The organism is Dactylosporangium sp. CS-033363 (assembly GCF_050942475.1).
GTDB lineage: Bacteria > Actinomycetota > Actinomycetes > Mycobacteriales > Micromonosporaceae > Dactylosporangium.
In genome coordinates, this window is record NZ_CP192032.1 from 8,030,362 (window position 1) to 8,055,842 (window position 25,481).

General features: G+C 72.1%; 23 protein-coding genes. 5 read left to right on the forward strand and 18 right to left on the reverse strand.

Features of this window, described 5'->3' with window-relative positions; genetic code table 11:
- Positions 1-112 precede the first annotated feature (112 nt).
- The gene (locus tag ACQPZ4_RS37155) at positions 113-1,615 is read left to right on the forward strand and encodes a family 43 glycosylhydrolase (protein ID WP_433046592.1); all 1,503 of its coding nucleotides are present in this window, start codon (positions 113-115) and stop codon (positions 1,613-1,615) included.
- A 71-nt stretch (positions 1,616-1,686) separates the two neighbouring features.
- On the opposite strand, the gene ACQPZ4_RS37160 is transcribed toward ACQPZ4_RS37155, so the two are convergent.
- On the reverse strand, positions 1,687-2,205 hold the full coding sequence (locus ACQPZ4_RS37160; RefSeq protein ID WP_433046595.1) for a TlpA disulfide reductase family protein: 519 nt from the start codon (positions 2,203-2,205) through the stop codon (positions 1,687-1,689).
- A 61-nt stretch (positions 2,206-2,266) separates the two neighbouring features.
- Positions 2,267-2,458, reverse strand: coding sequence for a hypothetical protein (locus tag ACQPZ4_RS37165; RefSeq protein ID WP_433046598.1), 192 nt, complete (start codon positions 2,456-2,458; stop codon positions 2,267-2,269).
- Between the two features lie 160 nt (positions 2,459-2,618).
- Between ACQPZ4_RS37165 and ACQPZ4_RS37170 the strand changes: the two genes are divergently transcribed.
- Positions 2,619-3,329, forward strand: a complete 711-nt coding sequence (locus ACQPZ4_RS37170) for a GntR family transcriptional regulator (protein ID WP_433046601.1) — start codon at positions 2,619-2,621, stop codon at positions 3,327-3,329.
- Here the strand turns inward: ACQPZ4_RS37170 and ACQPZ4_RS37175 are convergent.
- The 3 genes from ACQPZ4_RS37175 to ACQPZ4_RS37185 are packed head-to-tail and all read right to left on the reverse strand — an operon-like array spanning position 3,278 to position 6,259.
- Entirely contained in the window at positions 3,278-4,051 is a 774-nt protein-coding gene (locus ACQPZ4_RS37175) for an aspartate/glutamate racemase family protein (RefSeq protein ID WP_433046604.1), read from the reverse strand. The genes ACQPZ4_RS37170 and ACQPZ4_RS37175 overlap by 52 nt on opposite strands.
- A 1-nt stretch (position 4,052) precedes the next feature.
- A complete protein-coding gene (locus ACQPZ4_RS37180) occupies positions 4,053-5,546 on the reverse strand; it encodes an NCS1 family nucleobase:cation symporter-1 (RefSeq protein ID WP_433046607.1) in 1,494 nt (497 codons plus the stop codon).
- A 53-nt stretch (positions 5,547-5,599) separates the two neighbouring features.
- On the reverse strand, positions 5,600-6,259 hold the full coding sequence (locus tag ACQPZ4_RS37185; protein ID WP_433046610.1) for a TetR/AcrR family transcriptional regulator: 660 nt from the start codon (positions 6,257-6,259) through the stop codon (positions 5,600-5,602).
- Positions 6,260-6,361: 102 nt separating this feature from the next.
- Here ACQPZ4_RS37185 and ACQPZ4_RS37190 point away from each other — a divergent pair, with 102 nt between their 5' ends.
- Positions 6,362-7,066 carry a Crp/Fnr family transcriptional regulator gene (locus tag ACQPZ4_RS37190; RefSeq protein WP_433046613.1) on the forward strand — a complete coding sequence of 235 codons (705 nt, stop codon included), beginning with the start codon at positions 6,362-6,364 and terminating at the stop codon, positions 7,064-7,066.
- Here the strand turns inward: ACQPZ4_RS37190 and ACQPZ4_RS37195 are convergent, their stop codons facing one another.
- Positions 7,067-7,744 carry a Crp/Fnr family transcriptional regulator gene (locus ACQPZ4_RS37195; protein ID WP_433046616.1) on the reverse strand — a complete coding sequence of 226 codons (678 nt, stop codon included), beginning with the start codon at positions 7,742-7,744 and terminating at the stop codon, positions 7,067-7,069.
- A 118-nt stretch (positions 7,745-7,862) separates the two neighbouring features.
- On the opposite strand from ACQPZ4_RS37195, the gene ACQPZ4_RS37200 reads away from it, so the two are divergent.
- The gene (locus ACQPZ4_RS37200) at positions 7,863-8,189 is read left to right on the forward strand and encodes a putative quinol monooxygenase (protein ID WP_433046619.1); all 327 of its coding nucleotides are present in this window, start codon (positions 7,863-7,865) and stop codon (positions 8,187-8,189) included.
- A 9-nt stretch (positions 8,190-8,198) separates the two neighbouring features.
- Here the strand turns inward: ACQPZ4_RS37200 and ACQPZ4_RS37205 are convergent, their stop codons facing one another.
- The 7 genes from ACQPZ4_RS37205 to ACQPZ4_RS37235 all read right to left on the reverse strand — a co-directional run bounded on the left by ACQPZ4_RS37205 (position 8,199) and on the right by ACQPZ4_RS37235 (position 20,359).
- Positions 8,199-9,959 (reverse strand): Hsp70 family protein, encoded by a 1,761-nt coding sequence (locus ACQPZ4_RS37205; protein ID WP_433046622.1) that lies wholly within the window; start codon positions 9,957-9,959, stop codon positions 8,199-8,201.
- Between the two features lie 371 nt (positions 9,960-10,330).
- Positions 10,331-15,235, reverse strand: coding sequence for a carbohydrate-binding protein (locus ACQPZ4_RS37210; RefSeq protein ID WP_433046625.1), 4,905 nt, complete (start codon positions 15,233-15,235; stop codon positions 10,331-10,333).
- Positions 15,232-15,897 carry a hypothetical protein gene (locus ACQPZ4_RS37215; RefSeq protein WP_433046628.1) on the reverse strand — a complete coding sequence of 222 codons (666 nt, stop codon included), beginning with the start codon at positions 15,895-15,897 and terminating at the stop codon, positions 15,232-15,234. Before ACQPZ4_RS37215 ends, ACQPZ4_RS37210 begins: the two co-directional genes overlap by 4 nt.
- Before the next feature lie 91 nt (positions 15,898-15,988).
- Positions 15,989-16,840 carry a PIG-L deacetylase family protein gene (locus ACQPZ4_RS37220; RefSeq protein WP_433046631.1) on the reverse strand — a complete coding sequence of 284 codons (852 nt, stop codon included), beginning with the start codon at positions 16,838-16,840 and terminating at the stop codon, positions 15,989-15,991.
- A 41-nt stretch (positions 16,841-16,881) separates the two neighbouring features.
- Positions 16,882-17,958: an alanine racemase gene (locus tag ACQPZ4_RS37225; RefSeq protein WP_433046634.1), complete on the reverse strand. Its 1,077-nt coding sequence runs from the start codon at positions 17,956-17,958 to the stop codon at positions 16,882-16,884.
- Positions 17,955-18,791, reverse strand: coding sequence for an amidohydrolase family protein (locus ACQPZ4_RS37230; protein WP_433046637.1), 837 nt, complete (start codon positions 18,789-18,791; stop codon positions 17,955-17,957). The genes ACQPZ4_RS37225 and ACQPZ4_RS37230 overlap by 4 nt, the downstream gene beginning before the upstream one ends.
- Positions 18,788-20,359 (reverse strand): N-acyl-D-amino-acid deacylase family protein, encoded by a 1,572-nt coding sequence (locus ACQPZ4_RS37235; RefSeq protein WP_433046640.1) that lies wholly within the window; start codon positions 20,357-20,359, stop codon positions 18,788-18,790. The genes ACQPZ4_RS37230 and ACQPZ4_RS37235 overlap by 4 nt, the downstream gene beginning before the upstream one ends.
- Positions 20,360-20,365: 6 nt before the next feature.
- Between ACQPZ4_RS37235 and ACQPZ4_RS37240 the strand changes: the two genes are divergently transcribed.
- Positions 20,366-20,746 carry a RidA family protein gene (locus ACQPZ4_RS37240; RefSeq protein ID WP_433046643.1) on the forward strand — a complete coding sequence of 127 codons (381 nt, stop codon included), beginning with the start codon at positions 20,366-20,368 and terminating at the stop codon, positions 20,744-20,746.
- On the opposite strand, the gene ACQPZ4_RS37245 is transcribed toward ACQPZ4_RS37240, so the two are convergent.
- From ACQPZ4_RS37245 to ACQPZ4_RS37265, 5 genes are read right to left on the reverse strand one after another with little or no spacing between them, the layout of a single operon-like run.
- Positions 20,740-21,606 carry an IclR family transcriptional regulator gene (locus ACQPZ4_RS37245; protein WP_433046646.1) on the reverse strand — a complete coding sequence of 289 codons (867 nt, stop codon included), beginning with the start codon at positions 21,604-21,606 and terminating at the stop codon, positions 20,740-20,742. The genes ACQPZ4_RS37240 and ACQPZ4_RS37245 overlap by 7 nt on opposite strands.
- Before the next feature lie 24 nt (positions 21,607-21,630).
- A complete protein-coding gene (locus ACQPZ4_RS37250; protein ID WP_433046649.1) occupies positions 21,631-22,629 on the reverse strand; it encodes an ABC transporter ATP-binding protein in 999 nt (332 codons plus the stop codon).
- The gene (locus ACQPZ4_RS37255; RefSeq protein ID WP_433046652.1) at positions 22,626-23,621 is read right to left on the reverse strand and encodes an ABC transporter ATP-binding protein; all 996 of its coding nucleotides are present in this window, start codon (positions 23,619-23,621) and stop codon (positions 22,626-22,628) included. Before ACQPZ4_RS37255 ends, ACQPZ4_RS37250 begins: the two co-directional genes overlap by 4 nt.
- Positions 23,618-24,502 carry an ABC transporter permease gene (locus ACQPZ4_RS37260; RefSeq protein ID WP_433046655.1) on the reverse strand — a complete coding sequence of 295 codons (885 nt, stop codon included), beginning with the start codon at positions 24,500-24,502 and terminating at the stop codon, positions 23,618-23,620. Before ACQPZ4_RS37260 ends, ACQPZ4_RS37255 begins: the two co-directional genes overlap by 4 nt.
- A complete protein-coding gene (locus ACQPZ4_RS37265; protein ID WP_433046658.1) occupies positions 24,499-25,467 on the reverse strand; it encodes an ABC transporter permease in 969 nt (322 codons plus the stop codon). The genes ACQPZ4_RS37260 and ACQPZ4_RS37265 overlap by 4 nt, the downstream gene beginning before the upstream one ends.
- Positions 25,468-25,481 lie beyond the last annotated feature (14 nt).

Consider the following 25,481-nt stretch of genomic DNA (forward strand, 5'->3'; position numbering starts at 1 on the left):
GGTCGAAATGTTTTCGGCCCCCATAACAATTTGTCACAACATTGACCTGCGTGAGTTGCGAGGTTCACCATCCTCGAAAGGGTTTTCGGACTCCATCCCGAGGACGTGAGAGATGAAACGAACCGCCGCCGCTCTCCTCGCGGCCGCACTGCTGCCGCTCGTGGCCCTCGAGGCGTCGCCGGCGTCCGCCGCGCCGGTGACGTTCACCAGCACCGTCGTCCTGCAGGCGGGCGGCAACTGCGCCGAGGTGCCCGGCGGCGCGTCGACCGCCGCGCTGCAGCTGCAGAACGCGGCCTGCAACGGTACGACGCGCCAGAACTTCACGTTCACGCCCGTCTCCGGCGTCGCGAACACCTACACCGTCGGCACCCTGACCGCCGGGTCGTGCCTCGACATCTCCGGACAGTCCACTGCGGACAACGGGCTCGTCATCCAGTACCCCTGCAACAGCCAGAACAACCAGCGCTTCCGGCTCCAGGCGGTCACCGTCTCGGGCGCCACCAACACGTTCAACCTCGTCGGCGCGCAGTCGGGCAAGTGCGTGACGCCGGCCGGGGACAGCACGGCGGTGAACGCGAAGCTGGTGCAGCTGCCGTGCACGACGGCGACGACGCGGGTCTGGCGCCTGGCCGGATACAACCCCGGCACCGGTACCGGCGGCGGCACCTTCACCAACCCGCTCGACCCGCAGGGCCCGGATCCGTGGCTGCAGTACTACAACGGCTACTACTACCTGGCCGCGACGACCTGGAACCGGACCATCACCATGCGCAAGTCCGCGACGCTCGGCGGCCTCGCCGGCGCCCCGGAGACCGTCATCTTCAACCTGACGCGGTCCAACGGCGCGGGCACCATGTGGGCGCCCGAGTTCCACCTGCTCTCCGGGCCCAACGGGCAGCGGTGGTACCTCTACTACGTCGCCGGCGCCGAACCGTACAACCTCGGCACGCAGCGCATCCACGTGCTCGAGAGCTCCGGGCTGGACCCGATGGGGCCGTACACGTTCAAGGCCGACCTGCTCGATCCGACCCAGAACAACACGTGGGAGCTGGACCCGACCATCCTGCAGCTCAACGGCCAGCTGTACCTGCTCGGCACCTACTACAACGGCTCGCAGCCGATGTTCATCCGCCCGCTGTCCAACCCGTGGACCGCGAGCGGCACGCGCCGGCTGCTGTCCACACCGACGTACAGCTGGGAGACGGTCGGCGGCGCGGTCAACGAGGCGCCGGAGGTCATCCAGCACGGCGGGAAGACCTTCATCGTCTTCTCGGCCAGCCACTGCTCGACGCCGGACTACAAGCTCGGCATGCTGACCTGGAACGGCGGCGACCCGCTGAGCTCCTCGTCGTGGGTGAAGACCTCGACGCCGATCTTCCAGCGCTCCAACGCCAACGGGGTCTACGGGCCGGGCCACAACGGGTTCTTCAAGTCACCGGACGGGACCGAGGACTGGATCGTGTACCACGCGACGACGTCCTCCTCCGGCAACTGCGACCTGAACCGCAGTACCCGCGCGCAGAAGATCACCTGGAACGCCGACGGCACCCCGAACCTGGGCGTCCCGGCCGCGCTCGGCACCGCCCTGGCCGTCCCGTCGGGCGAGCCCTCCTGACCTGACCCGCACCCCCAGAAGTCCGGTCCCGGCGCCCGACCCTTCCCTGTGGCGCCGGGACCGGGCCGGTCTCACGGCACCAGCACGGGCACCTGGTACCCGGACGACTCCACCAGGCCCTCGTCGTCGACGAGCACGAACGCCGGGAAGCCACGCACGCCGAACGCGGTGGCCACCGGGCCCTCGGGGTCCTCCAGGATCACCGGGGTGCCGGCGAGGGCGGTCAGCACGGTGGGGATGTCGCCGCCGTCGCGGACCACGACCGCGTAGGCGTCGCCGGGGTGGCGGGCGGCGGTGGCCCGGAAGTCGCCGAGCCGCTCGTGGCAGGCCGAGCAGTCGGGCGAGAAGAAGCCGAACAGCGTGGTGCCGGTGAGCGCGGCCCGCGACACCGGCCGGTCGTCCATTGTGGACGCGGCGAAGTCGGCCACCCGCGCGCCCAGGTGCGTGCTGAGCACCGGCGCGGGCTCGGCCATCCCGCCGAGCCGCTCCTCGTACGAGCGCAGCCGGCGGACGACCCCGAGCACGACGATCAGGTTGAACACGGTGAGCGCGGCGAGCAGCCCGACCGCGACGAGCAGGGCGGTGGTCATCGCATCCTCCAGGACCAGGGACGGCGCCCGCACGCTCGCGCGGGCGCCGTCGTGCGGGGTGTCAGCAGGTGCCGGTGACCGTGCAGGAGTAGCAGTGGTTGGGCACGCCCGAGCAGCCGTACATGCACCGCTTCTGGTACCGCAGGCCACCCTTGCACTGACAGGTGACCCACTCGTAGGCACATCCGGCGTCGGCCGAGGGGGCCAGCCGCCCCAGGACCCGGTCGGCGATACGGCCGAGGGTTTTCGCCATCGCTGCATCCTCTCGTAGCGGGAGTTGCGGAGCCGCCAGCGTGATCGACACATGTGAGCATGTCAATGGGAGCGCTCCCGCAGGCCGCCGCGCGGGCCGTGAACGCCACGGAAACACGCCGATAACGGGGCGGGCCTACGCTCGCCGCGGGAGGTGACCCATGCCCGGTCCGCGGCGACGCTCGGCGCTCGTCGCGCGGCTCGCCGGGCGGGCCGGCCGGACCCCCGGCGCCATCGTCGATGACCTGCGCGCCTGCATCCTCGACGGGGAGGTCCCGCCGGGCTCGGCCATCCCGGTCGACGCGGTCGCGGCGGCCTTCGGCGTGTCCCGCATCCCGGTGCGCGAGGCCCTCATGACCCTCATCGGCGAGGGCCTGGTCGACCACCGCCCCAACCTGGGTTACCGGGTCGCGAAACTTACCTTGGAGGAATTTGCGGAGATCTATCTTGTACGGGAGGCGCTGGAGACGGCCGCGCTCCGCATCGCGCTCGGCCAGGCCCGCGCCGAGGACGACGAGCGAGCCATGGCGGCCCACGCGGCGCTGGAGGCGGCGGTGCGGGCCGGCGACGGGCGGGCCTACCACCGGGAGAGCCGCGGCTTCCACCTCGCGCTGATCCGCCCGTGCCGGATGCGCCGGCTGCTGCACATGCTCGGGACCGCCTGGAACATGACCGAGCCGCTGCAGCCGATGACCCACCTGGGCCCGGCCGACCGCGAGCTGCTGCACCGCGACCACGCCGCGATGCTGGCCGCGTTCACCGCCCGCGACCCCGACGCGCTCATCGCCGCCTGCGCCGTGCACCACGGGCGGCTGCAGTCCTACATCGCCCGGCTCCCCCGCGATACGGGGCTCTTCGCCGATTCGCCTTGAGCGAAGCCGGCCAGCGCGCCCGTGTAGTCCTTCGCGGGCGGCCGGGCGTACTCGCCGTGCGCCGACGTCGACAGGCGCAGCGTGAGCAGCGAACGCACGAGCAGTACACCCGCGGCAACTCCGTCGATGACCGGAACACCCAGGCGCGACGAGACGGTGTCGCACAGGGCCGTCATCCCCGCGCAGCCCAGGACGATGACGTCCGAGCCGTCCTGGTCCAGGGCGAGCCGGGCCACCGCGGTGACCCGGTCGGCCAGGTGCGGGTCCGCGTCGAGGGAGAGCACCGGGATCGCGCACGCGTGCACGCCCCGGCAGGCGCCCGGGGCCACGTAGCGGGCCGCGAGGTCCCACGCCCGGCCCCGGGTCCGGTCCAGCGTGGTGACGACGCTGAAGCCCCGGCCGAGCAGGGCCGCCGCGTGCATGGCGGCCTCCGCGATCCCGACCACCGGGCCGCGGGCGAGTTCCCGGGCGGCGTCGAGGCCGGGGTCGCCGAAGCAGGCGATCACGTAGCCGTCGGCGCCCTCCGCCTCCCCCTCGGCCACCGCCGCGAGCAGGCCGGGCACGCTCAGCGCCTCGTCGTAGTGGCTCTCGATCGAGGCCGGGCCCATCGCCGAGGTGACCGCCTCGACGAGCACGCCCGGACCGGCCACGGCCCGGGCGCTCGCCCCGATCAGCGCGGTCATCGCCGCGGTGGTGTTCGGGTTGACGACGCGGATGCGCATGTCACTTCTTCCGGGCGAGGGCCAGGTAGGTGACCAGGCCCAGGCCCATCCCGATGAACCAGCTGTACTGCGCCGTCTCGTGCATCCCCGGCCCGCCGCTCCACAGCACCGGCACGACCGCGACGATCGCGCCGACCGCCGTGGCCACGAGCGCGGGCGGGTTGTAGCCCTTGCGGTACCAGTAGCGCCCGTCGGGGCTCATGGTGAACATCGCGTCGACGTCGACCTGCTGCTTGCGCACCAGGTAGTAGTCGGCGATGAGGACCCCGAACAGCGGTCCGATCGCGGCGCCGAGGATCTCCAGCGTGTAGTGGATGACGTCGGGGTTGTTGTAGAGGTTCCACGGGGTGATGAGCACCGAGCCGACCGCGGCGATCATGCCGCCGGCGCGCCAGCTGATCCGCTGCGGGCTGACGTTGGAGAAGTCGAACGCCGGCGAGATGAAGTTCGCGACGATGTTGATGCCGATGGTGGCGATCGTGAACGTCAGCGCGCCGAGCACGATCGCGAACGTCGAGTCGATCCGGGCGACCGTCTGCACCGGGTCGGTGATGAGCTCGCCGAAGATCGGGATGGTCAGCGACGAGGTGATGACGACGAGGATCGAGAAGGCCAGGAAGTTGACCGGCAGGCCGAGCAGGTTGCCGGTGCGCACCGCCCGGAACGACCTGCCGTAGCGGGAGAAGTCGCCGAAGTTGAGCATCGGGCCGGAGAAGTACGACACCACGAGCGCGATCGCGCCGAGCATCACGGGCACGGCGTCGAGGCCGTGGTACTTCACCTCGCCCAGACTGAGGTCGATGGCGCCCCAGCCGGCCTTGTAGATGAGATAGCCGGCGAGCACCGCCATGACCACGTAGACGGCCGGGCCGCAGAAGTCGATGAACCGGCGGATCGTCTCCATGCCGGTCCAGAACACCGCGGCCTGCAGCACCCACAGCACCGCGTACGAGCACCAGCCCAGCAGCGGCAGCCCGACGAATCCCCACTTGTCGACGTCGGCGTACGGCGCCAGGCCCGGCCACAGCTTCAGCACCACCACGTCGAGGGCGGCCGAGGCGAGGTAGGTCTGGATGCCGTACCACGCCACGGCGATCGAGCCGCGGATGATGGCCGGCACGTTCGCCCCGAGCACGCCGAACGCCACGCGGTTGATGACCGGGTACGGCACCCCGGTGGCCTGGCTCGGGCGGGCCACGAGGTTGCAGAAGAAGTACACGATGGAGATGCCGACCACGAGCGCGACCAGCACCTGCCAGCTGGACAGGCCCAGCGCGAAGAGGCTGCCGGCGGTCACGTAGCCGCCGACGCTGTGCACGTCGGACATCCAGAACGCGAAGATGTTGTACGCGCCCCACGTCTGCTTGCGCAGCGGGGCCAGGTCCTCGTTGGTGAGCCGCGGGTCGTACCCGGGCCTGACCTCCCCGCTGCCGACGGGCATGCCGGCGGCCTCGACGAGATCCTGATGCTGCGGAGTTTCCAGCGTGTCGGCCATGGCATCACGCTAGGAACGGCTCGTTTCCGCGACGTGTTCGCAGATATATATCTTTACCGCTTGAGGGCCTCGCGCACGGCCGTCACGACCTGCTCCGGGTCGCGGCCGTCGCGCAGCACGATCACCATCGAGCCGTCGGCGGGCTGCGGGTCGGCCGCGAAGAGCTGGACCACCCGGGCCATGGCGGCGTCCAGCTCCGCCGCCGGGTCGACGCCCTCGCGGCGCAGCCAGCGGCGCAGGACGTGGTTGTGCGCGGAGACGACCGCGGCCGCCATCAGCTCGGCCCGCAGCGCGTCGGCCGGGGCCGGGCCCATCCAGCCGGCGATGAACTCGCGGAACAGCCGCTGGTAGCGGGCCACGCTCGCGATCTCCCGGTCGCGCAGGGCGGCCACCTTGCTGGTGATCGAGTAGCGGCGGCGCGCGCGGTCGCCCTCCTCGACGTAGCTGAGCAGGACCAGCCGGACCGCCTCGGTCACCGCGACGATGGCGGTGTCGGCGGTCGAGGTGGCCAGCCGCTCCCGGACCGCGGCGATCAGCCGGTCGTGGTCCGGGAAGATCACGTCCTCCTTGGACCGGTAGTGCCGGAACAGCGTCGTGCGCCCGACGCCGGCCCGGTCGGCGATGTCGTCGGCGGTGGTCTGCTCGTAGCCGCGCTCGTCGAACAGGTCGAGGGCGGCGTCCACGAGTCGCCGCTTCGCGGGGGTTCCGGTCACCGTGCCATCCTCGCCTACCTCGAAATCGGCTGTTGCCTCGCCCAAGTGGGATCTAGTACCGTCGGAATGGTACTCGGTACCGCCATCACCCGGGGAGGGCACATGAGCCTGACGCTGCTGGAACGCCGGCCGCTCGACTCCACCCTGTTCAGCGCCCTCGACCCGGAGGCCGCCGCCGACCTCGCGGACGAGTTCGAGACGGTCGACGCGGCCCGCCGCACGGTGCTGTTCCGCGAGGCCGAGGCCGGCGACAGCCTGTACGTGCTGCTCTCGGGCAAGGTCAAGCTGTCCCGCCGGTCCTCCGACGGCCGCGAGGGGCTGCTGGCCCTGGTCGGCCCGGGCGAGCCGTTCGGCGAGGTCGAGCTGCTCGACGGCGGCCCGCGGACCACGACGGCGACGGTCGTGGCGGACGCCCGGCTGGCGCGGTTGTCGAAGACGGCGCTGTACCGCTGGATGGCCCTGCACCCCGGCGTGGCCGAGCAGCTGCTGGGCCTGGTGGCCCGGCGCATCCGCGGCAACCGGGCGACCGTGCACGACCGGCTCTTCAGCGACGTGCCCGGCCGGGTCGCCAATCAGCTGATCCAGCTCGCGAACCAGTTCGGCGTGGCCGAGGACGGCGCGACGCGGGTCGTGCACGACCTCACCCAGACCGAACTGGCCCAGTTCGTCGGCGCCTCCCGGGAGTCCGTGAACAAGGTGCTCGCCAACTACGCCTCGCGCGGCTGGGTGCGCCTCGAGAACAAGTGCATCGTCATCCTCGACGGCGCCCCGCTCGCCCTGCGCGCCCAGCACCGGCGCCGGCGGTAACTACACCCGGGCGCGGCGGGCCAGGCGCTCCGGGTCGGCGATCACGACGCTCTTGCCCTCCAGGCGGATCCAGCCGCGGGAGCTGAAGTCGGCCAGGGCCTTGTTGACGGTCTCGCGGGAGGCGCCGACCAGCTGGGCCAGCTCCTCCTGGGTGAGGTCGTGGGTGACCCGCAGGACGCCGCCGTCGCGGACCCCGAACGGGCCCGCCAGCTGCAGCAGCTTCTTGGCCACCCGGCCCGGCACGTCGGTGAAGATGAGGTCGGCCAGGGCGTCGTTGGTCCGCCGCAGGCGCCGGGCCAGCACCCGCAGCAGCTGCTCGGCGATCTCCGGGCGGCGCACCAGCCACGTGCGCAGCGAGGTCTTGGTCAGCCGGGCGGCCCGCGAGTCGACCACGGCCGTGGCGGTCGCGGTGCGCGGACCCGGGTCGAACAGGGCCAGCTCCCCCACCATGTCGCCGGGGCCCATGATGGCCAGCAGGTTCTGCCGCCCGTCGTGGGCGCGGCGGCCGAGCTTGATCTTGCCGGTCAGCACGATGTACAGGCTGTCGCCGGGCTCGCCCTCGTTGAACAGGACGTCACCGCGGCGCACGTCGATGTTGTCGAGGCCGCGCGAGAGCTCCTCCGCCGCCTCGGCGTCGATTCCCTGCATGATCCCGCTGCGCGCGAGCGCGTCGTCCATCGACCGTCCTCTTCCACCGGGCAATGATGGTCATTCTGGCACGGTTCCCCATGCCAGACTCGAACCTACATTTCGCGCCCCGTCACGAGATGATGGATCTCGGACAAAGGAGTAGCAGATGATCTTCATTACCGCCAAGTTCCGCGTCCTGCCCGAACACGCCGAGAACTGGCCGGCCATCGCCGGGGCCTTCACCAGCGCGACCCGCGCGGAGCCCGGCTGCCTGTGGTTCGACTGGTCCCGCAGCCTCGCCGACCCGAACGAGTACGTGCTGGTGGAGGCCTTCCGCGACGGCGAGGCGGGCGGCGCCCACGTGGGCTCCGAGCACTTCAAGGAGGCCCAGCGGACGCTGCCGCAGTACCTCCAGGAGACCCCCCGCATCATCAGCCAGACGGTCGACCAGGACGACTGGTCGGAGCTCGGCGAGCTCGCCGTCAACCGTTAGGCACTTCATTCAGTCAACTGACACGGTGGACTGGTCGATCAGGGCGATCAGGTCGGCCCAGTCCTCCCGCAGCAGCTCCAGGTCGAGCCGGGCCAGCTTGCGCCGCGCCGCCTTCGCCGTGGGATCGAGGCGGTGCCGGCGCAGGATGTCGTCGGCCCGGTCGATCGCGGTGTGCTCGCCGATCAGGTCGTCGATCCCGTCGAGCTCCAGGAAGATGGCCAGCTGGGCGCACAGGTCCCGGCATCGGCACACGTACGCGGGCAGCCAGCCCTCCGGCGGCCCGCTCAGGTGCTCGACCAGCAGATCGAGGTCGAACCGCAGCTCGTCGGCCCCGTCGTTGCGCACCCGGAACCCGGGCGTGGCGAGCAGCGGATCGGTCGCGGCGTGCGCGGCCGCGTACCTGGCCAGGGCGTCCGGGTCGGCGAACAGCAGCAGGCCGCCGTCGGCGTCGGCCGGGAAGACGTGCTCCATCACCCCGTAGCCGGCGTGCAGCTGCCCCCGCAGCGTCACCCCCGAGGCCGACGGCAGGCTGACCGAGACGAGCTCCACGATCGTGATCACCGCGGGAACCGGCGGCGCGACCGGCTGAAAAACCGGCGGAGGCGGCGTGACCTGCTGAAAGACCGGCGGGGCCGGCTGAAAAGCCGGCGGAGGAGGCACTGCAACCGCCGCGACCGGCTGCCACGCCGCGGGCGGCAGCGGAACCTGCGCGGGAACGGGCGAGCCGATCAGCAGCGGGTCGATGCTCCCCGCCGCCACCACGAGCTCCGGCTGGTCGATGATCGTCGGCGGGAAGCTCAGCGCCCGGTGCAGCATGGTCGCCACGAGCGGCATCCGGCTCGCCCCGCCGACCAGCACCACCCCGCCAAGCGGCCGCAGCTGCACCGTGCACCCCGAGACCGTCGCCGTGATCGCGTCGAGGGTCCGCTGCACGATCGGCGCGGCGAGCCCCTCCACCTCGGCGCGGGTGAGGAGCTGGTCGGTCTCCAGCAGCGGCAGGTACAGCGTCGTCGTGGCCGACCGCGACAGCATCTCCTTGGCCGTGCGCACGTCGTCCCAGAGCTGCCGCCGCGCGGCCCGGTCGGCCACCGTGCCCGGATTGTCCAGCCGCGCCCACTGCTCCGCCGTGCCGCACCGCCCGCGCAGCAGCTCGACGATCGCCGCGTCCACGTCCTGCCCACCGGTGTCGTCCAGCCCACCACTGGCCAGCACTGCAAGAGCCTGCCCCGGCGTGTACCGCACGACGGCCGCATCGAACGTGCCCGCACCGAGGTCGTGGACGAGCAGGTCGACCGGCCCGGACGCGTGCCGGCGCAGGTGGAAGGCGGCCGCGGCGACCGGCTCGGGGATCAGCCGCACCCGGTGCAGCCCGGTCGTGGCCGCCGCCCGCTCGAGCACCGCCCGCCGGCTCGGTCCCCAGGCGGCCGGATGGCACACGCTCATCCCCGCGACCGGCCCGCCGGCGATGCGCCGCGCCTCGGCCGCGGCCCGCTGCAGCAGCGCCCCGAGCATGGCCTCGACCGGCACCGCGGCGCCCAGGAACACGGTCCCGTCGTCGATGCGCCGCTTCGGGTTGCCCTCGAACCGCTCGGGGTGCGCGCGCGAGGAGTGCAGCGCGTCCCGGCCCACGAGGAGCTGCCCGGCGTCGTCGAGGTACACGGCGGAGGGCAGCAGCGACGCCCCGTCGAACAGCACCGGCTCGGTGCTCCCGTCGTCCCGCCGCAGGAACGCCACCGTGCTGGACGTTCCCAGATCGACCCCGAGCTCCACCGCGTCCCCCTCGCTGCGACCGTGCCGATCATCGAAGTCATCGTGGTTCGCACTGTCAAGGTCTCGCATTGCGCCGACGTCCGGGTCCGCTTCGACCGCCGGGGTCACCCGGCTGCACCGCGGCAACGAGCGGCGCACCTGTCTCGTGCGCCTCGACTGCCGGGCGCTGTCAAGGGCGTGCGGCGACGGCGAAAGACCGGCCGGTGCACGAGGCACCGGCCGGTCCTTTCGCATGCGTGAGCGCTGGTTTCCGCCTCGCGATCCGACGGCGAGCCTCCCCTACGGCCGGCTTTCAGTCGCCGGTCGGGCCCGCCGCAGATCTTGAGGGGGTGTGGGTGGAGCGGAGCTCCCCCACCGTCTTGGAAACTCAGCTAGCCGATCAGCTTCCAGGGACCGTTGGGGTCGCCCGGGGTCTGGTTGCGGCTGTACCACCTGGCCTCGTACGTGTGGTTCGCGTACGAGACCCGATCGCCGGCGTTGTACACCGTCGTCGGGGTCCAGGCCGCCGGGCCGCCGCCCGGCGCCGGTGGGGCGATTTCCTCCCACGGGCCGTTGGGGTCGCCGGGGGCCTGGTTGCGGGTCCACCAGCGGGCGCGGAACTTCTTGTCCTTGTAGAGGGCCACGTCGCCGGTGTTGAAGATCCGCGACGCGGTCCACAGGTTGGTGCCGTCCTCGGCGAGGGCCAGCTCCTGCCACGGGCCGTTCGGGTCGCCGGGCTTCTGGTTCTGGGTCCACCAGGAGGCCTGGTACACCTTCCCGTCGTACGTGACCCGCTCGTTGCCCTGGTACGCCTTGCTCGCGCTCCAGGCGGCCGGGGCGTTCACGATCGCGTTCACCGCGACCGAGGAGGCCGCGAAGGTGTCGGTGGCCGCGTACGTGGCCAGCAGCGTGTGGGTGCCGGGGGCCAGGCCGGGCGGCAGCTTGAAGACCGCCTGGTTGTTCTCCAGCGCCACGCTGCCGCGGACCTGGTCGCCCTCGCGCAGCTCGACGGTGCCGGCCACCGGCAGGCCCTCGGCGTCGGCCTTGACCGTGACGGTCGCCGCCGTGCCCCAGTTGACCGGGGCCGTGGTGGCCGTCAGGGCCGGGGCGCCCTTGCCGGTGCGGAACACCGCGGGCTGGGCGACCGCGACGCCGCCGTCCGCGCTGGCCGCGGTGACGAGCCAGGCGTAGGACGTGGCCGGGGCCAGGCCGGTCCAGCTCACCGCGGCCGTGCCGCCCGCGGTCACCTGGTCGGTGCCGATCGTGCCGGCCGGGACGTACGCGGCCAGGGAGTCGGTCGCGAAGGACGTCTTGCGGCTGGTGAGGTCGACCGGGAGGGTCAGGTTGTCCTCGGCGCCGTTGTAGCGCGGCTTGGTCTGGCTGCCGTCCTGGCGGATGTCGTACTCGGTCGCGCCGTAGTTGTGCAGGAACGGCGAGTACGTGTCGATGTGCATCACGGCCCGGTCGACGTCGAACTGCAGCAGCCGCAGGAAGCTGGCGCCGAACTGGAGCCGGTCCGCCGCCTTGTGGTCGGGCCTGCCGTCGCCGTTGACGTCGATGTTGCCGGACGCGTCGACCAGCGCGGGCCACAGCTCCCCGGCGGGGACCGTGTAGAACTGGTAGTCCGCGAGCAGCTCGACGACGTCGTGGGCGACGGTGACGCCGACGCCGGTCTTGAGGTTGGTGCCGACGCCGTGCTCGTGGCCGGCCAGGACCAGGAACACGTTCGGGTTGGCCTCGACGACCTGCTTGTACAGCGGGGAGCCGTCCGGCGCCGAGAAGTCCGCGCCGCGCCCGTCCGGGTTCGTCGAGGGCTTCAGGTAGTCGTGCGAGAGCAGGATGCCGTTGCGGTCCTTGTACTTCTTGAAGATCGAGTCCGCCCACTTGGCCTCCTGCGGGGTCACCCCGTAGGAGAGCCCGACGGCGACGAAGTCCAGCCCGCCGGCGGAGAACAGCACGTAGTTGTTCTGGTTGTCCCGGCCCGGGGCGCCGTTCTGCTCGTCCCAGGCGTGGTACTCGGTCCCGGCGGGCCAGGACTTCGCCACGCCGTAGTAGCGGTCCGCGCTGAACGTCCTGGAGAACCGGGAGTCGGGGCCCGTCTCGGCGCCGAGCTGGTCGTCGTGGTTGCCGGCGATGACCTGGTTGACCACGCCGTGGTCGTCGAGGATCTGCTGGTACCCCGAGGCGGCGGCCAGTTCCTTGTCGACCTGCTCGTTCAGGCCGGGCCGGACCAGCGAGCCGTCCGCGTTCCGCGCGAGCGGGTCGTAGTAGTCGTTCTCGATCACGTCGCCGGTGTGCGCGGTGTAGGCGATCTTCCGGCCGGCCTGGTTGTCGGCGATCCACTGGGTGGTGTCGCGGTAGGCGGCGGCCCAGATCGCCTGCTCCTCGGCCGTCTCGACGTCGGAGGCCTCGGCCTTGCCGTCCCAGTCGTCGTAGGTGCCGCCGGCGGCGCCCTCGGTCAAGTACTGCGTGTCTGTGAAATGCGCGAGGCTGAAGTCGTAGTTGCCCGGGTCCTCGAAGTGGTCCTTGTCCTGCTGGGCGGTGGCGTCGCGGGGCGAGAGGTCGTCGGCGAACGGGTCCTCGCCGGTGACGAGCACGTGGACGGTGCCGCCGTCGCGGTAGCCGGCGCCGAGCTGGGCGGCCAGGACGGTCGCCCGCTCGGTCTGGCCGCGCGAGCTGGTCAGCACGACCCACTGCTTGGCGGCCGGGTCCCACACCCGCAGCGCCACGACCCGCTCCGGGTCGATGGTGCCCTCCCAGCGCAGGGTCGGGTCGGCGGCGTTGCCCACCGCGAGGTCGTACCGCTGGAAGACCACGTCCCGGCTCGACGGCGTGGCGAGCGTGCGCCCGTCGAGCGGCTTCAGCGAGCCGACGTCCACGGTGGTGTCGTGGGCGACGTCGAGCGCCGTCGGCACCGAGCTCGCGGTGCCCTGGTAGCCGCCGCTCGGCAGGACCATGTCGGCCTTGGTGAAGGTGGCCGTCAGCGGCACTCCGGCCGCGCCCGGCACCGTGGCCGAGAGGTTCGCCGCCGGACGGTTGGCGGTGCCGGTGACGCTCGCGGTGAGGTCCGCCGGCACGTCGGGGATGTTGGCGCTGGTGAAGTGGATCTCGCGGGTGGCCGCGTTGCCGAGCGTGTCGGCGGCGGTGACCGCGATGGTGTGCGCGCCGGCGGGCAGGCCGCGGCCGATCTGGTCGCCCTGCTTGACCGCCTTGCCGTCGAGGGTGATGACCGGCGGGCCGGCGACCCCGGTGGCGTCGGTGACGTTCACGACGAGCGCGACCGTCGAGGTGAGCCGCTGGCCCTCGGCCGGGACGCTCTGCGCGACCTGTGGGGCGGTGTTGTCGACGGTGAACGTGCGGGTCGAGGTCTTGTCCGCGACGATCGCCGTGCTGGTGTGCTTTCCGTCGGCGAGCTTGGTCGTGTCGAGGTCGGCGCGGCGGCCCGCGGCGGGGGCACCGGCGATGTCGAACAGGACCGTCTTGTCCAGGGTGGCGTTGAACGAGCTGCCGCAGGTGCCGTCGCCGATGTACACCGTGACGGGCGAGCCGGCCGGGTAACTGGCCGAGCCGATCGTCACCGTGTTCTGCGCCGTCATCCGGGTCACCTGGGTGGCGGTGCCGGCCGCCGGGGCGAGCTGGAAGTCGCGCAGCGTGAAGTCGTCGTAGTTGTCGCAGCCGCCGGGGTTGGCGCTGCCGTGGTCGCTGCCGGCCACGAACTCCAGCACGTTGACGCCGGGGACGAGCCACTCGTTCGGGAAGGCGAGGTCGGCGACCTCCTTCTCCCAGATGCCGAGGTCGAGCGGGATGCCGTTGACGAGCACCTTGTTGTCGAAGCCGTTGTCGGCGCCGTTGCCCCCGACGAACACCTTGAGGTGCGCGTCGCCGGCCGCGGCCAGGGTGTCGATCGTGCGCGTGGTGGGCGCGCCGGCGATGTCGAAGTGGAACTCGGCCTCCTTGTTGGCCCCGCAGGTGCCGTCGCCGAGGGCGAGCGAGGCGTCGGCCGTGGCCGCGCGGGTCTCGCCGGTCCACAGGTACGTGGTGCCGCGGGTGACCGTGCCCGCGGTGCCCGGCGCCAGGATCGGCGTCGCGGTGACCCGGAAGTCGTCGTGGTTGGCGCAGGTGGCGCCGGCCGCGGTGCCGTTGTAGTCGCCGGTCTTGACCCGGATGACGTTGTCGCCGTTGTGCAGGAAGCGGTTCGGGAACTTCAGCGCCACCGTCTCCTGCCCGGCCACGCCGTAGTCGCCGCCGAGGTCGACCCGGTTGCCGTTGACCAGCAGGTAGTTGTGGTACTTGGCCTCGGCCGAGTTGCCGGCCTCGACGGTGAGCCCGAGGGTCGCGGTGCCGGCCGCGAGGGTCTCGGCGTTCTCGGCCGGCTGACCGTCCACCGCGAGGGATTCCACGGATCCGGTACCGCCGGTCAGCGCCGCGATGACGGGCTTGGTGCCCTTCACCAGGGCGCCGTCGGCCGGGGTGAGCTTCGGGGCGCCCGCCGGCGCGTTGTTCACGGCGACCGCGGCCTTGGCGGTGGCGCCCGACTTCGTGGTGGCCGTGACCGTGTGCGCGCCGTTGGCCAGGGTGCGGGTGTCGAGGTCGGCGCCGAGTCCCGCCGTGCCGCCCGGGGTGCCCGAGACGACGAACGTGAGGTCCTGGACGAGCAGGTGGGGGGAGCTGCCGCAGGTACCGTCGCCGAAGCTGTAGCTGAAGGAGTTCTGCTCGCCGTCGGCCACGACCCCGATCAGGCTGAGGCTCAGGCTGCTCAGCGGGAAGTCGTCGTAGTTGGGGCAGCGCAGGCCCTCGCCGTTCGGCAGCGTCTCCACCCCGGCGGCGGCCGTGTTGGTGGTGTCGACCCAGTTCGCGCCGGCGTGCACCGTGACGGTGTTGGCGCCCGGGTGCAGCCAGTCGCCGGGGAAGTCGAGGACGCCGTTGCGGCCGCCGGGGATGTCCGGGAAGTACACCCGCTCGCCGTCCGCCGTGTGCCCGTTGACGGTGATGTAGTTGTGGTACCGGGCCTCGGTACCGTTGCCGCCCATGTCGAACGCGAAGTGCGCGGTGCCCGCCGTCGGCTGCGCGGTCACCGGCGTCCCGTCGACGCTCAGCGATACGACCGAGTCGTTCTCGATGGTCGGCTCGGCGTCGACCCTGACGGTGCCCTCGAGGGTCTGCCCGTCCCGCAGGTTGAGCACCGGCGCCCCGGTCGTCGGCGGCGCGTCCCCGGCCTGCGCGCCGGCCGGCCCGATCGCCACGACGGCGCCGCCGACCAGCGCGACGGCCAGCAGCCGCCGCAAGTGGTGCCTCATGATGCTCCTCTACGGATTCTCCTGATGACGAGGACCGCGGCGGCGATTGCCAGCACGATGGCCCCGATCTGGAACGCGGCGTTGCGGCCCAGGTGCCGGTCGGCGGAGGACGGCCCGAGGGCCCAGTCGTGGGTGTCCGCGCCCTGGCGGTAGACGGTGCGCTCGCCGGCCGGACCCGTGGCCATCGTCTGGTACGCCGGGTTCAGGTCGGTCAGGGTGCGCACGCCGACGGTCGCGATGCCGACCGGGGCGGGACAGGTGTAGTCGATCGTCACGCCGCTCTTGGCGAGGTCGGCGGGGGCCTCGACGGCGCCGGAGCACGACTGCCCGGCGCCGGAGACGGTGATCTGCTGGAGCAGGTAGGCGGAGAAGCGCGGCGACGGGCCGATCGCGGCGGCGTCGGCGGCGCGGTAGACGACGGCGCCGTCGAGCATGACCCGGTCCTTGGGCAGCAGCCCGAGCGAGACCCCGAGCAGCACCAGGTCGTCCGGGCCGCCGGCCTTCCAGCGCACGTGGACGACCTCGAGCCGGGCCCCGTCGGCGGCGATGGTGACCGTCTGCGGGTCCCCGAACGGGTGCGCGGACGCCGGCCCTGGGGCAACGACCAGGGTGCTGACCAGGGCGGCGAGGCCCGCGGTGACGGCCGCGACGAGGCGCTTCAACGGTACGGACTCCGGAGGTGCTGGAAGCAGGCTGCGCAGAGTCTGTCGGTCCCGCGGAAGCATCAGGCGGCGGCGAGGTGAACAGCGATGATCAAGAATGCGGCAGCGGGTACTCCTCGCGGAGGTTGATCCGGCTGTACTCCACGTGCCGCACCAGCGGGTCCGCCCGTTGCGCGGCGGCGGTGAGCGGCAGCGTGTCGTGCGTCTCGTTGTAGAGCCGGTAGAAGCCCTCGGCGAAGTTGACGCCCGCCGCGCGGCCCGCCTCGCCGTTGGCCGACTCGATGAGCTTGCGGGCGAACAGGCCCGAGTACCCCTGGCTGTCGAAGCAGTCCATGGCCGCCACCTTGCGCCCGACGACCGGCGTGATGTCCACGAACACGTCGTTGCGGACCCCGAACAGGCTCAGCCCGTCGATCGGGAACACCGGCAGCGAGGTCAGGAACACCTGCTTCACGTGGTACTCCGCCTGCCCGTCCAGGTTGCGCAGGTACGCCCCGGCGCGGCCCAGGGCGGCCAGGACCGTCGTCGTCGCCACGGTGTGCGTGTTCGCGGCCATCACCGGGTTCTGCGGGTAGTCGCAGATGATGACGTCGGGCCGCTCGGCCGCGATCTGCTCGGCGACCGTCTCGACCAGGCCCTCGTGCAGGCCGGCCTCGCGGTCGTCGCGGTCGAGCGTGATGAGCCGCGAGATGCCGACGATCTCGGCCGCCCGCTCCAGCTCGCCCTTCTTGAACGCGATGATCTCGTCGAGGCCGGCGCCGGCGATGGCGTCGTCGGGCCGGTCCTTGCGCCACTCCTCGGCGTACCGGTTGGCGTGAATCCGGCCGCCGTGGGTCAGGATCAGCGCGACGATCTCATCGCCGGCGTCGGCGTGGCGGGCCAGGGTCCCGCCGCAGTTCGTGATGGTGTCCGCAGGATGCGCGTAGATGGTCATGACCTTCATGGCGCAACTTCACGTGAAACACCGTTCCATGTCAACGGTTTCTAGTAGCGAGCGGAGATCTCCCACCGCTCGACCACCTCGTCGCCGCGCACGGCGTAGAGGTGGCTCCACATGTTGGTGGTGCCGCAGGCGTGATTCGGCACGATCCGCACCATGTCGCCGACCGACAGGTGGCCGTCGGGATCGGCGAGGAAGCCGTGCTCCTCGTTCGCGTCGACGAATTTGGCGTCGGAATCGAGCACCAGGCCGACCGAGCCGGCGGCGGCGATCGTGTCGGAGCTCATCGCCTTGATGCCGGCGTCGATGATCGGGCGCCCGGGCCGCTGGACCGAGACCACCCGGGCCAGGACGGTCAGCGCGCAGTCGTCGAGGGTGCAGGAGCCGAGGCGGATCTGGTTGGCGTCGTAGTAGACGTACGTGCCGGGGCGGCCCTCGGTCACGCCCGGTGCGAACGGGGCCGAGCTGGCGCCAGGGGTGGAGCCGACCGAGACGACCTCGATCGCGTGGCCGTCCGCGCGCAGCCCGTCGGCGAGCGACGCCATCAGCGCGCCCGCGGTGCGGCCGGCCGCCTCCAGGGACGGGCGGTCGGGCATGCCGGCCAGGTGGCCCTCGTGGGTGAGCAGGCCGCGCAGCCGCAGGCCGGGCAGGGCGGCCAGGGTGGCGGCGACCGCCGGCACCCGGTCGGGGTCGGCGCCGAGCCGGGCGTGGCCGGTGTTGACCTCCAGGACGAACGGCACCTCGACACCGGCCGCCGCCGCGGCGGCCGACAGGGGCGCGGCCGCCTCCAGTGAGTCCAGCGCGACGGTGAGGCCGCCCCGGCGGACCGACTCGACGACGAAGGCGACCTTGGGCGGGCCGACGGGGGCGTGCGCCCACAGCAGGTCCGTGACGCCGGCCGCCTGCAGCCAGGCCACCTCGGCCGGGGTGGAACAGGTCATGCCGAGCGCGCCGGCGGCGAGCTGACGCCGTACGACATCCAGGCATTTGGAGGTTTTGGTGTGCGGGCGGAGACCGACGCCGGCCTCGGCGAACGCGCCGGCCATCCGCGCGATGTTGCGCTCCAGCCGGTCGAGGTCGACCAGCAGCGACGGGGTGGGTAACTCGGCGATCGCGGTCATCGGGCCAGCCCCAGCGCGTCGCGCGGGTCGCCGTCGATGAGCCACTCGATCGTCGCGGGCGCGATCGCGGGCAGGCCGCCCGGGCGCATCTTGGCGAGCTGGTGCAGGCCGTCCTTGGCCTCGGCCGGTGTCCACATCGGATAGTCGGAGCCGAACAGCAGCTTCGGTACCACGCCCCACTCCTGCGCCCGCACCAGCGCCATGAAGCCGTCGAGCGGCCGGGCCCAGGAGGCCGAGACGTCGCCGAACACGTTGCGGTTCTTGCGCAGCACGACGATCGTCTCGCGCTGCCACGGGTGCCCGAGGTGGGCGATGATCTGCTTCAGGTCGGGATGCCGGCGGGCCACGTCGTCCACGAGCAGCGGGTTGGACAGCTCCAGGCGCCCCTCGGGACTCGGCGTGGTGCCCATGTGCCAGAGCACGATGAGCCCGGCCTCGGTGGCGGCGCGGAAGAACGCGTCGTGTTCCTCGCCGCGCGGGTCGAAGTGGGCCAGCACGGGGTACAACTTGATGCCCTTGAGCCCGCGCGCGATGCCGTCGGCGAGCTGGTCCATCACGTCGGCGTCCGCGAGGTCGAGGGCCATGAAGCCGACCGTGTTCGTGCTCGTTTTGGCCACGAAGTCCTGGACGAACTCGTTCGGGGTGAGCACGCCGGCCCGGGTGGCCCGCATGCCGAAGACGAACGCGAGGTCGACCCCGGCCGCGGCCATCGCCTCGTCGTACTGCTCGGGCGTGCGGTCGGCGTACTCGTGGCCGTACACGGGCTGCCAGTTGCGGTGCCACTCGCAGCCCCAGTGCTCGGAAAGGTGGCAGTGGGTGTGGACGTCGATCATCCGGTGGTTCCTCTCGTGCGGTGCAGGACCCGCCCCGCCCGCCGGCCCGTGTGCGTGCCGCCCTCGACGGTCGGCACGCCGCCCACCAGCACCAGGTCGATGCCGGTGGCGAGCTGGTGCGGGGCGGTGAAGGTGGCGGTGTCGGCGATGGTGTGAGGGTCGAAGACGACGATGTCGGCGGGGGCGCCGGGGCGCAGCACGCCGAGGTGGGGCAGGCCGATGCGGCGGGCCGGTTCCGAGGTGCAGCGGCGGATCGCGTCGGGCAGGTCGTGGGCGTAGCGGTTGAGGTACCGCGGAAAACACCCGTAGCTGCGCGGGTGCGGGACCCCGGCGCCGGTGATGCCGCCCGGGTCCAGGGCCAGCCCGTCGGAGGCGACCACGGCCGCCGGGTGGGACAGCACCGTGCGCAGGTCGTCCTCGCTGCGCCCGCCAGCGGTCATCATGGCGCCCTGGCCGAGCTCGGCGAGCAGGTCGAGCGCGGCGTCGGCCCCGCCCAGGTCGGCCAGCGTCCGGCCGACGACGGGGTCGGCGTCGCCGCGGCTGGTCCAGCTGATGGTGAGCTCGTCCCAGCCGGTGGGCCGGTCGACCCAGGCGGCCCGGATCCGGGCGCGGACGTCCGGCTCCCACAGCTTGGGCGCCCAGACGTCGGCCCCGCCCTCCAGCGCCCAGGCCGGCAGCAGCTGGGAGAGGGGCGCGTTGCCGTGGACGTACGGGTAGATGTCGACCCCGATCGCGCAGCCGTCCGCGTTGGCCGCGTCGACCAGGTCCAGCGCGCCGCGGACCGCGCCCCAGTTGCGCCGGCCGACGGCGGCCAGGTGCGAGATCTGCGTGCGGGCGCCGGTCGCGCGGGCCACCCGGACCGCCTGGGCGACGGAGTCGAGCAGCCCGTCGTCGTAGTTGCGCACGTGCCAGGTGAACACCGCGCCGGCGGCGGCCACGACCCTCGCCAGGGCGACGAGCTCCTCCTCGCGGGCGTAGGTCAGCGGGGGGTACACCAGGCCGGTCGACAGCCCCAGCGCGCCGGCCTCCAGGGCGTCGGAGAGCAGCCCGCACATCCGGTCGAGCTCGTCCGGGCCGGCCGGGTGGTCGCCGAAGCCGCAGACCGCCGCGCGCAGCGGGACGTGGCCGACGAGGGCGGCGACGTTGACGGACGGGCGGGCCTGTTCGACGGCGGCGAGGTACCCGTTCAGGTCCCGCCAGTCGAAGGCGATCGCCGGGTCGAGGTCCAGGTAGCTCACGGCCTGCCGGATGGCCTCGACGTCGGCGCCGGGCGGCAGCGGGGCCACGCCGAGGCCGCAGTTGCCGACGACCTCGGTGGTGACGCCCTGGTGTACCTTGCTGCGGGCCTCGGGCGCCGACAGCAGCGTGAGGTCGGAGTGGGTGTGCAGATCCACGAATCCCGGGCAGACGACCTTGCCGGTGATGGTTCTTGTCTCGGCGGCGCTCAGGTTGGTTGCTATTGCCGCTATGACGCCGTCGCGGATCAGGACGTCGGCGACGAACCCGGGCGCTCCCGTGCCGTCGAGCACCGTGCCACCCTGGAGCAGCAACGTGGAATGTGATTCCATGTCGGCATGATCGAACGTTTCCACCCTGACTCCTTCGCCCCCGTCACCGTTCCGCTGTCACACGCCACGAAGGCCGGCGACTTCGTCTTCGTCTCCGGGCAGGTCGCCACTACCGCCGACGGCTCCATCTACCTCGGCGACTTCGCGACCGAGGTGAACCAGACCCTGGACAACGTCGAGGCGGTGCTCGCCGCGGCCGGGGCCGGGATCGACCAGATCGTGAAGATCGGCGCGTTCCTGTCCAACGCGACGCTGTTCACGCCGTTCAACGAGATCTACGCCCGCCGCTTCGGCGCCGCCCCGCCCGCGCGCACCACGGTGGTCGTGGCGTTCGGCCGCGGGGACGTGCGCGTCGAGGTCGAGGCGATCGCCTACGTCGGTCACTGATGTTTTCCGGCGGGGCGCAGTGACCGGTGCACGATCCGCAGCGCCGCGGTGAAGTCGGGGTCGTCGGACATGGCTTTGGCGACCTCGTCCAGCGCGGCGACGTACTCCTGCTGCTTCTGCGCCGTGAACTCCCCCGCCGGCCCGGACACGCTGACCGCGGCGAGCAGTTCCCCGCCGATGCGCACGCCGACGGCCACGCAGCGCAGGCCGGCGCTGCGCTCGTGGTCGTCCAGGGCGTAGCCGCGCTTGGCCGTGCGCTTGAGGTCCTTGCGCAGGTCCGCGACCGTGGTCACGGTGTTCTCGGCGAAGGACGGGAAGGGCTCGGCCGGCAGCAGTGCGGCGAGGTCCTCGTCCGGCAGTTCGGAGAGGAGCATCTTGCCCAGGCCGGTGCAGTACGTGTGGTCGCGCGCCCCGATCGCGGTGGTGAAGCGCAGCGGTCGGTCCGGCTCGGCGACGCAGATGTGCAGCACCTGGTCGCCGTCGAGCACGCCCAGGTTCGCGGTCTGGCCGGTGCCCAGCGCGACCGGGCGCAGGTAGGACTCGGCGACCACGGTCAGGTCCAGCGCGGAGATGTAGGCGCTGGCCAGGCGCTGGACCTTGTGGCCCAGGCGGTACGAGGGGCGCTCGTCGACCCGGACCACGTACTCCATCTCCGCCAGCACCGCCAGCAGCCGCACCAGGGTGCTCTTGGGCAGGGCGGTGCTCTCGCTGAGGTCGTTGACGGTCAGCGGCTCCTGCTCGGCGGCGAGCATCTCCAGCAGCGCGAGGCCCCGGGCCAGCGCGTTGGCGTGGTAGTTCGCCGACGCGGGCCGGGTGTCGTCGACGGGCACCGGGCGGGCGGTGCGGGTGGTGCGGGCCATGGCGGCCTCCTCGCGGGGCGTGCTCTACAAGGTGGACAGGGCGGCGGGTAGCTCGGGGAAGTGGCAGGCGCTGGGGTGGCCCGCCCCGATCCGATCGATCAGGGCCGGTGCCTCCTGCGCACAGACATCCTGGGCCTTCCAGCACCGCGTGCGAAATCGGCAACCCGACGGCGGGTCGGCCGGGCTCGGCACGTCCCCCGTGAGCGTGATGCGTTCGCGCTGGTCGCGGCCGACCGGGGTGGGCACCGGAATGGCCGAGAGCAGCGCCTGCGTGTAGGGGTGGGTCGGGCGCGCGAAGATGTCCTCCCGGGTGCCCGTCTCCACGATCCCGCCGAGGTACATCACGGCGACCCGATGGGAGATGTGCTTCACCACGGACAGGTTGTGGGAGATGAACAGGTACGCCAGTCCCAGCCGGTCCTGCAGGTCGCGCAGCTGGTTGATGACCTGCGCCTGCACCGAGACGTCCAGGGCGCTGACCGGCTCGTCGAGCACCAGCAGCTTCGGGTTGAGCGCGAGCGCCCGGGCCAGCCCGACCCGCTGGCGCTGGCCGCCGGAGAACTCGTGGGCGAAGCGGCGGGCGTGCTCGGGGCGCAGGCCGACCAGCCGGAGCAGCTCGGCGACCCGATCCGCGCCGCCGTCGCCGTAGCGGCCCTGCACGCGCAGCGGCTCGGCCACGATCTCGTGCACGGTCATCCGCGGGGACAGCGAGGCGTACGGGTCCTGGAACATGATCTGGATGTCCCGCCGCCTGGCGCGCATCTGCGACTGCGGCAGGCGGGCCAGGTCGGCGCCCTCGAACAGGATCCGGCCGGCGGTCGGCTCGAGCAGCCGGACCAGCAGGCGGCCGGTGGTCGACTTGCCGCAGCCGGACTCGCCGACCAGCGACAGCGTCTCCCCCGCGGCGAGTTCCAGGTCCACCCCGTCGACCGCCCGCACGGCCCCGACCTGGCGGCGCAGCACCCCCTTGCGGATCGGGAAGTGCTTGGCGAGACCTTCCACCTTCAGCAACGGCTCCGTCATGATGCGAGCTCCTCGTGGAAGTGGCAGGCGCTGGCGCGGCCGCCGCCGATCTGCAGCAGCGGGGGGCGGTCCGTCTTGCAGATGCCCTGGGCCAGGGAACAGCGCGGGTGGAAGGGGCAGCCGGCCGGGGGCGCGGCCATGTTCGGCGGGTTGCCGGGGATGGGGTCGAGCCGGTCGGTCTCGGTGTCCATCCGCGGGAGGCTGGCCAGCAGGCCCAGGGTGTACGGGTGGCGGGGCTGCTCGAACAGCTCGTGGACGGTCGCGGTCTCGACGACCCGGCCGGCGTACATGACGACGACCCGGTCCGCCATCTCGGCCACGATCCCGAGGTCGTGGGTGATGAGGATGGTCGCCGCCCCGGTCTCCCGCTGCGCCTTCTGCAGCAGCTGCAGCACCTGGGCCTGGATCGTGACGTCGAGCGCGGTGGTCGGCTCGTCGGCGATGATCAGGTCCGGGTCGTTGGCGATGGCCATGGCGATCATCGCGCGCTGCCGCATGCCGCCGGAGAACTCGTGGGGGTACTGCTTGGCCCGGTGCGCCGCGTCCGGCACGCCGACGAGCTGGAGCAGCTCGACCGCGCGGGCCCGGGCCGCCTTCTTGTCCCGCTTGGCCTGGTGCAGCAGGACCGTCTCGGCGATCTGGTCGCCGATGCTGAGCACCGGGTTCAGCGCGGTCATCGGGTCCTGGAAGATCATGCCGACCGGGCCGCCGCGGATCGCCCGCAGCTGCCGGGGCGAGAGGGCCTGCAGGTCCTGGCCGCGGAAGGCGAGGGTGGCCGCCTTGACCCGGGCCGGCGGCTCGCGCAGCAGGCGCAGGATCGACATCGCGGTGACCGTCTTGCCGGAGCCGGACTCGCCGACCACGGCCACGATCTCGCCCTCGTTGATCTCCAGGTCCACCCCGTCGACGGCGTGCACGACGAGGTCGTCCAGGTGGAACTCGACGGTGAGATCTTCGATCTTCAGGAGCTGCGCGTTCGACTGTTCGGTCATGACTGCCTCGGATCCACGGCGTCGCGCAGGCCGTCGCCGATGAAGTTGACGGCGAGCACGGTCAGCGCGACCGCGACGCCCGGGGAGAGCCACAGCCACGGCTCGGAGCGGATGACCGTGAGGCTCTGCGCGTCGGTGAGCATGTTGCCCCAGCTGGCCGACGGCGGCTGCACGCCCAGGCCGAGGAAGGACAGCGTCGCCTCCAGCATGATCGCCTGGGCCACGGCCAGGGTGGCGGCCACGCTGACCGGGGGCAGCGCGGCCGGGATGATGTGCCGGCGCAGCAGCCAGACCGGCCCGGCCCCGGTGGCCCGGGAGGCCAGCACGAACTCCTGCTCGCGCAGCGACAGCGTCACGCCGCGCACGATCCGGCCGCAGACCGGCCACTGGAACAGCCCGATCGCGATGATCATCGTGAGCACGCTGGGGCCGAGGATGCCGGCGATGACGACGATGACCACCAGCGACGGGAACGACATGAACACGTCGGCGATGCGCATGATGAGCCCGTCGACCCAGCCGCCGAGCAGGCCGGCCAGGCCGCCGAGGACGGTGCCGACGATGACCGCGAGCGCGGCCGAGGCGATGCCGACGCCGAGCGAGACCCGCCCGGCGAACAGCAGCCGGCTGAGCACGTCGCGGCCGGTGGAGTCGGTGCCGAGCCAGTGGTCCCCGCCGGGCGCGGCCCGCGCGGCGAGCAGGTCGATCTGGTTCGGGTCGTGCCCGGACAGCGGCCGCGCGAACAGCGCCGCCAGCACGACGAGGAACAGGAACACGAGGCTGGCCATGGCGACCGGGTGCCGGCGGAAGCGCCGGAACGCGCCGCGCCGCGGGATCGCCTCGCCGACCTCGGCGGCCTCGGCGGACGTCTGGATGGTCATCGCAGCCTCACCCTCGGGTCGACCAGCGTGTACAGGACATCCGCCAGCAGGTTGGACAGCAGCACCAGGATGGCGATGAGCAGCGCGAAGCCGATGATGACCGAGTAGTCGTGCTGGTTGACCGAGCTGACCGCGAGCTGGCCCATGCCCGGCCAGGCGAAGACCTGCTCGATGACGACCGCGCCGGCCAGCAGCTGGGGCACGTTGGAGGCCACGACGGTCAGCAGCGGGATGAGCGAGTTGCGGAACGCGTGGCGGATGACCACCCGGCGCGGGGGCGCGCCCTTGGCCTCGGCGGTGCGCACGTAGTCCGCCTGGAGCTCGGTGATCATGGAGCTGCGGACGTACCGCATGAAGGGCCCCGAGTTGCCGAACCCCAGAATCAGCGCCGGCAGGACCAGATGGCGGATCGTGTCCAGCAGGCTCGGCGCCGTCGGGTCGGAGATGCCCGAGGATGGCAACCACTGCAGCTTGAGGGTGAACAGGTAGATCGCGATCAGCGCCACGAAGAAGACCGGGATCGACACGGACCCGAGGCTCACCACGGTCGCGGAGTAGTCGACGAGCGAGTTGCGCCGGCGGGCGGCGGCGATGCCGAGCGGGATGGCCACCAGCAGCGAGATGAGCAGCGCTACGCCCATCAGCTCGATGGTCGGGCCGATGCGCTCGCCGAGCACCTCGGTGACGGCGCGCCCGTTGAGCAGCGAGTACCCGAGGTCGCCGCGCAGGGCGTTGCCGAGCCAGTGCCAGTACTGGACGAACACCGACTGGTCGAGGCCGAGCTCGTGGCGCTTCTGCGCGATGAACTCGGCGCTGCCGGCGTTGAGCTGGTCGGCGGGGACCTGCATGGCGATCGGGTCGCCCGGCGTCTTGTGCACCAGGCCGAAGATCGCGACGGTGATCAGGAAGAACACCAGCAAGTTCACCAGCAGGCGGCGGATGAGATACGCCCCCAAATCGCTCACCCTCCTTCATGGGG

Excerpts from the sequence above, each read along its gene's own strand:
- ACQPZ4_RS37155 (WP_433046592.1), top strand. The coding sequence starts at position 113 with ATGAAACGAACCGCCGCCGCTCTCCTCGCGGCCGCACTGCTGCCGCTC.
- ACQPZ4_RS37160 (WP_433046595.1), bottom strand. The coding sequence starts at position 2,205 with ATGACCACCGCCCTGCTCGTCGCGGTCGGGCTGCTCGCCGCGCTCACC.
- ACQPZ4_RS37165 (WP_433046598.1), bottom strand. The coding sequence starts at position 2,458 with ATGGCGAAAACCCTCGGCCGTATCGCCGACCGGGTCCTGGGGCGGCTG.
- ACQPZ4_RS37170 (WP_433046601.1), top strand. The coding sequence starts at position 2,619 with ATGCCCGGTCCGCGGCGACGCTCGGCGCTCGTCGCGCGGCTCGCCGGG.
- ACQPZ4_RS37175 (WP_433046604.1), bottom strand. The coding sequence starts at position 4,051 with ATGCGCATCCGCGTCGTCAACCCGAACACCACCGCGGCGATGACCGCG.
- ACQPZ4_RS37180 (WP_433046607.1), bottom strand. The coding sequence starts at position 5,546 with ATGGCCGACACGCTGGAAACTCCGCAGCATCAGGATCTCGTCGAGGCC.
- ACQPZ4_RS37190 (WP_433046613.1), top strand. The coding sequence starts at position 6,362 with ATGAGCCTGACGCTGCTGGAACGCCGGCCGCTCGACTCCACCCTGTTC.
- ACQPZ4_RS37195 (WP_433046616.1), bottom strand. The coding sequence starts at position 7,744 with ATGGACGACGCGCTCGCGCGCAGCGGGATCATGCAGGGAATCGACGCC.
- ACQPZ4_RS37200 (WP_433046619.1), top strand. The coding sequence starts at position 7,863 with ATGATCTTCATTACCGCCAAGTTCCGCGTCCTGCCCGAACACGCCGAG.
- ACQPZ4_RS37210 (WP_433046625.1), bottom strand. The coding sequence starts at position 15,235 with ATGAGGCACCACTTGCGGCGGCTGCTGGCCGTCGCGCTGGTCGGCGGC.
- ACQPZ4_RS37220 (WP_433046631.1), bottom strand. The coding sequence starts at position 16,840 with ATGAAGGTCATGACCATCTACGCGCATCCTGCGGACACCATCACGAAC.
- ACQPZ4_RS37225 (WP_433046634.1), bottom strand. The coding sequence starts at position 17,958 with ATGACCGCGATCGCCGAGTTACCCACCCCGTCGCTGCTGGTCGACCTC.
- ACQPZ4_RS37230 (WP_433046637.1), bottom strand. The coding sequence starts at position 18,791 with ATGATCGACGTCCACACCCACTGCCACCTTTCCGAGCACTGGGGCTGC.
- ACQPZ4_RS37235 (WP_433046640.1), bottom strand. The coding sequence starts at position 20,359 with ATGGAATCACATTCCACGTTGCTGCTCCAGGGTGGCACGGTGCTCGAC.
- ACQPZ4_RS37240 (WP_433046643.1), top strand. The coding sequence starts at position 20,366 with ATGATCGAACGTTTCCACCCTGACTCCTTCGCCCCCGTCACCGTTCCG.
- ACQPZ4_RS37245 (WP_433046646.1), bottom strand. The coding sequence starts at position 21,606 with ATGGCCCGCACCACCCGCACCGCCCGCCCGGTGCCCGTCGACGACACC.
- ACQPZ4_RS37250 (WP_433046649.1), bottom strand. The coding sequence starts at position 22,629 with ATGACGGAGCCGTTGCTGAAGGTGGAAGGTCTCGCCAAGCACTTCCCG.
- ACQPZ4_RS37255 (WP_433046652.1), bottom strand. The coding sequence starts at position 23,621 with ATGACCGAACAGTCGAACGCGCAGCTCCTGAAGATCGAAGATCTCACC.
- ACQPZ4_RS37260 (WP_433046655.1), bottom strand. The coding sequence starts at position 24,502 with ATGACCATCCAGACGTCCGCCGAGGCCGCCGAGGTCGGCGAGGCGATC.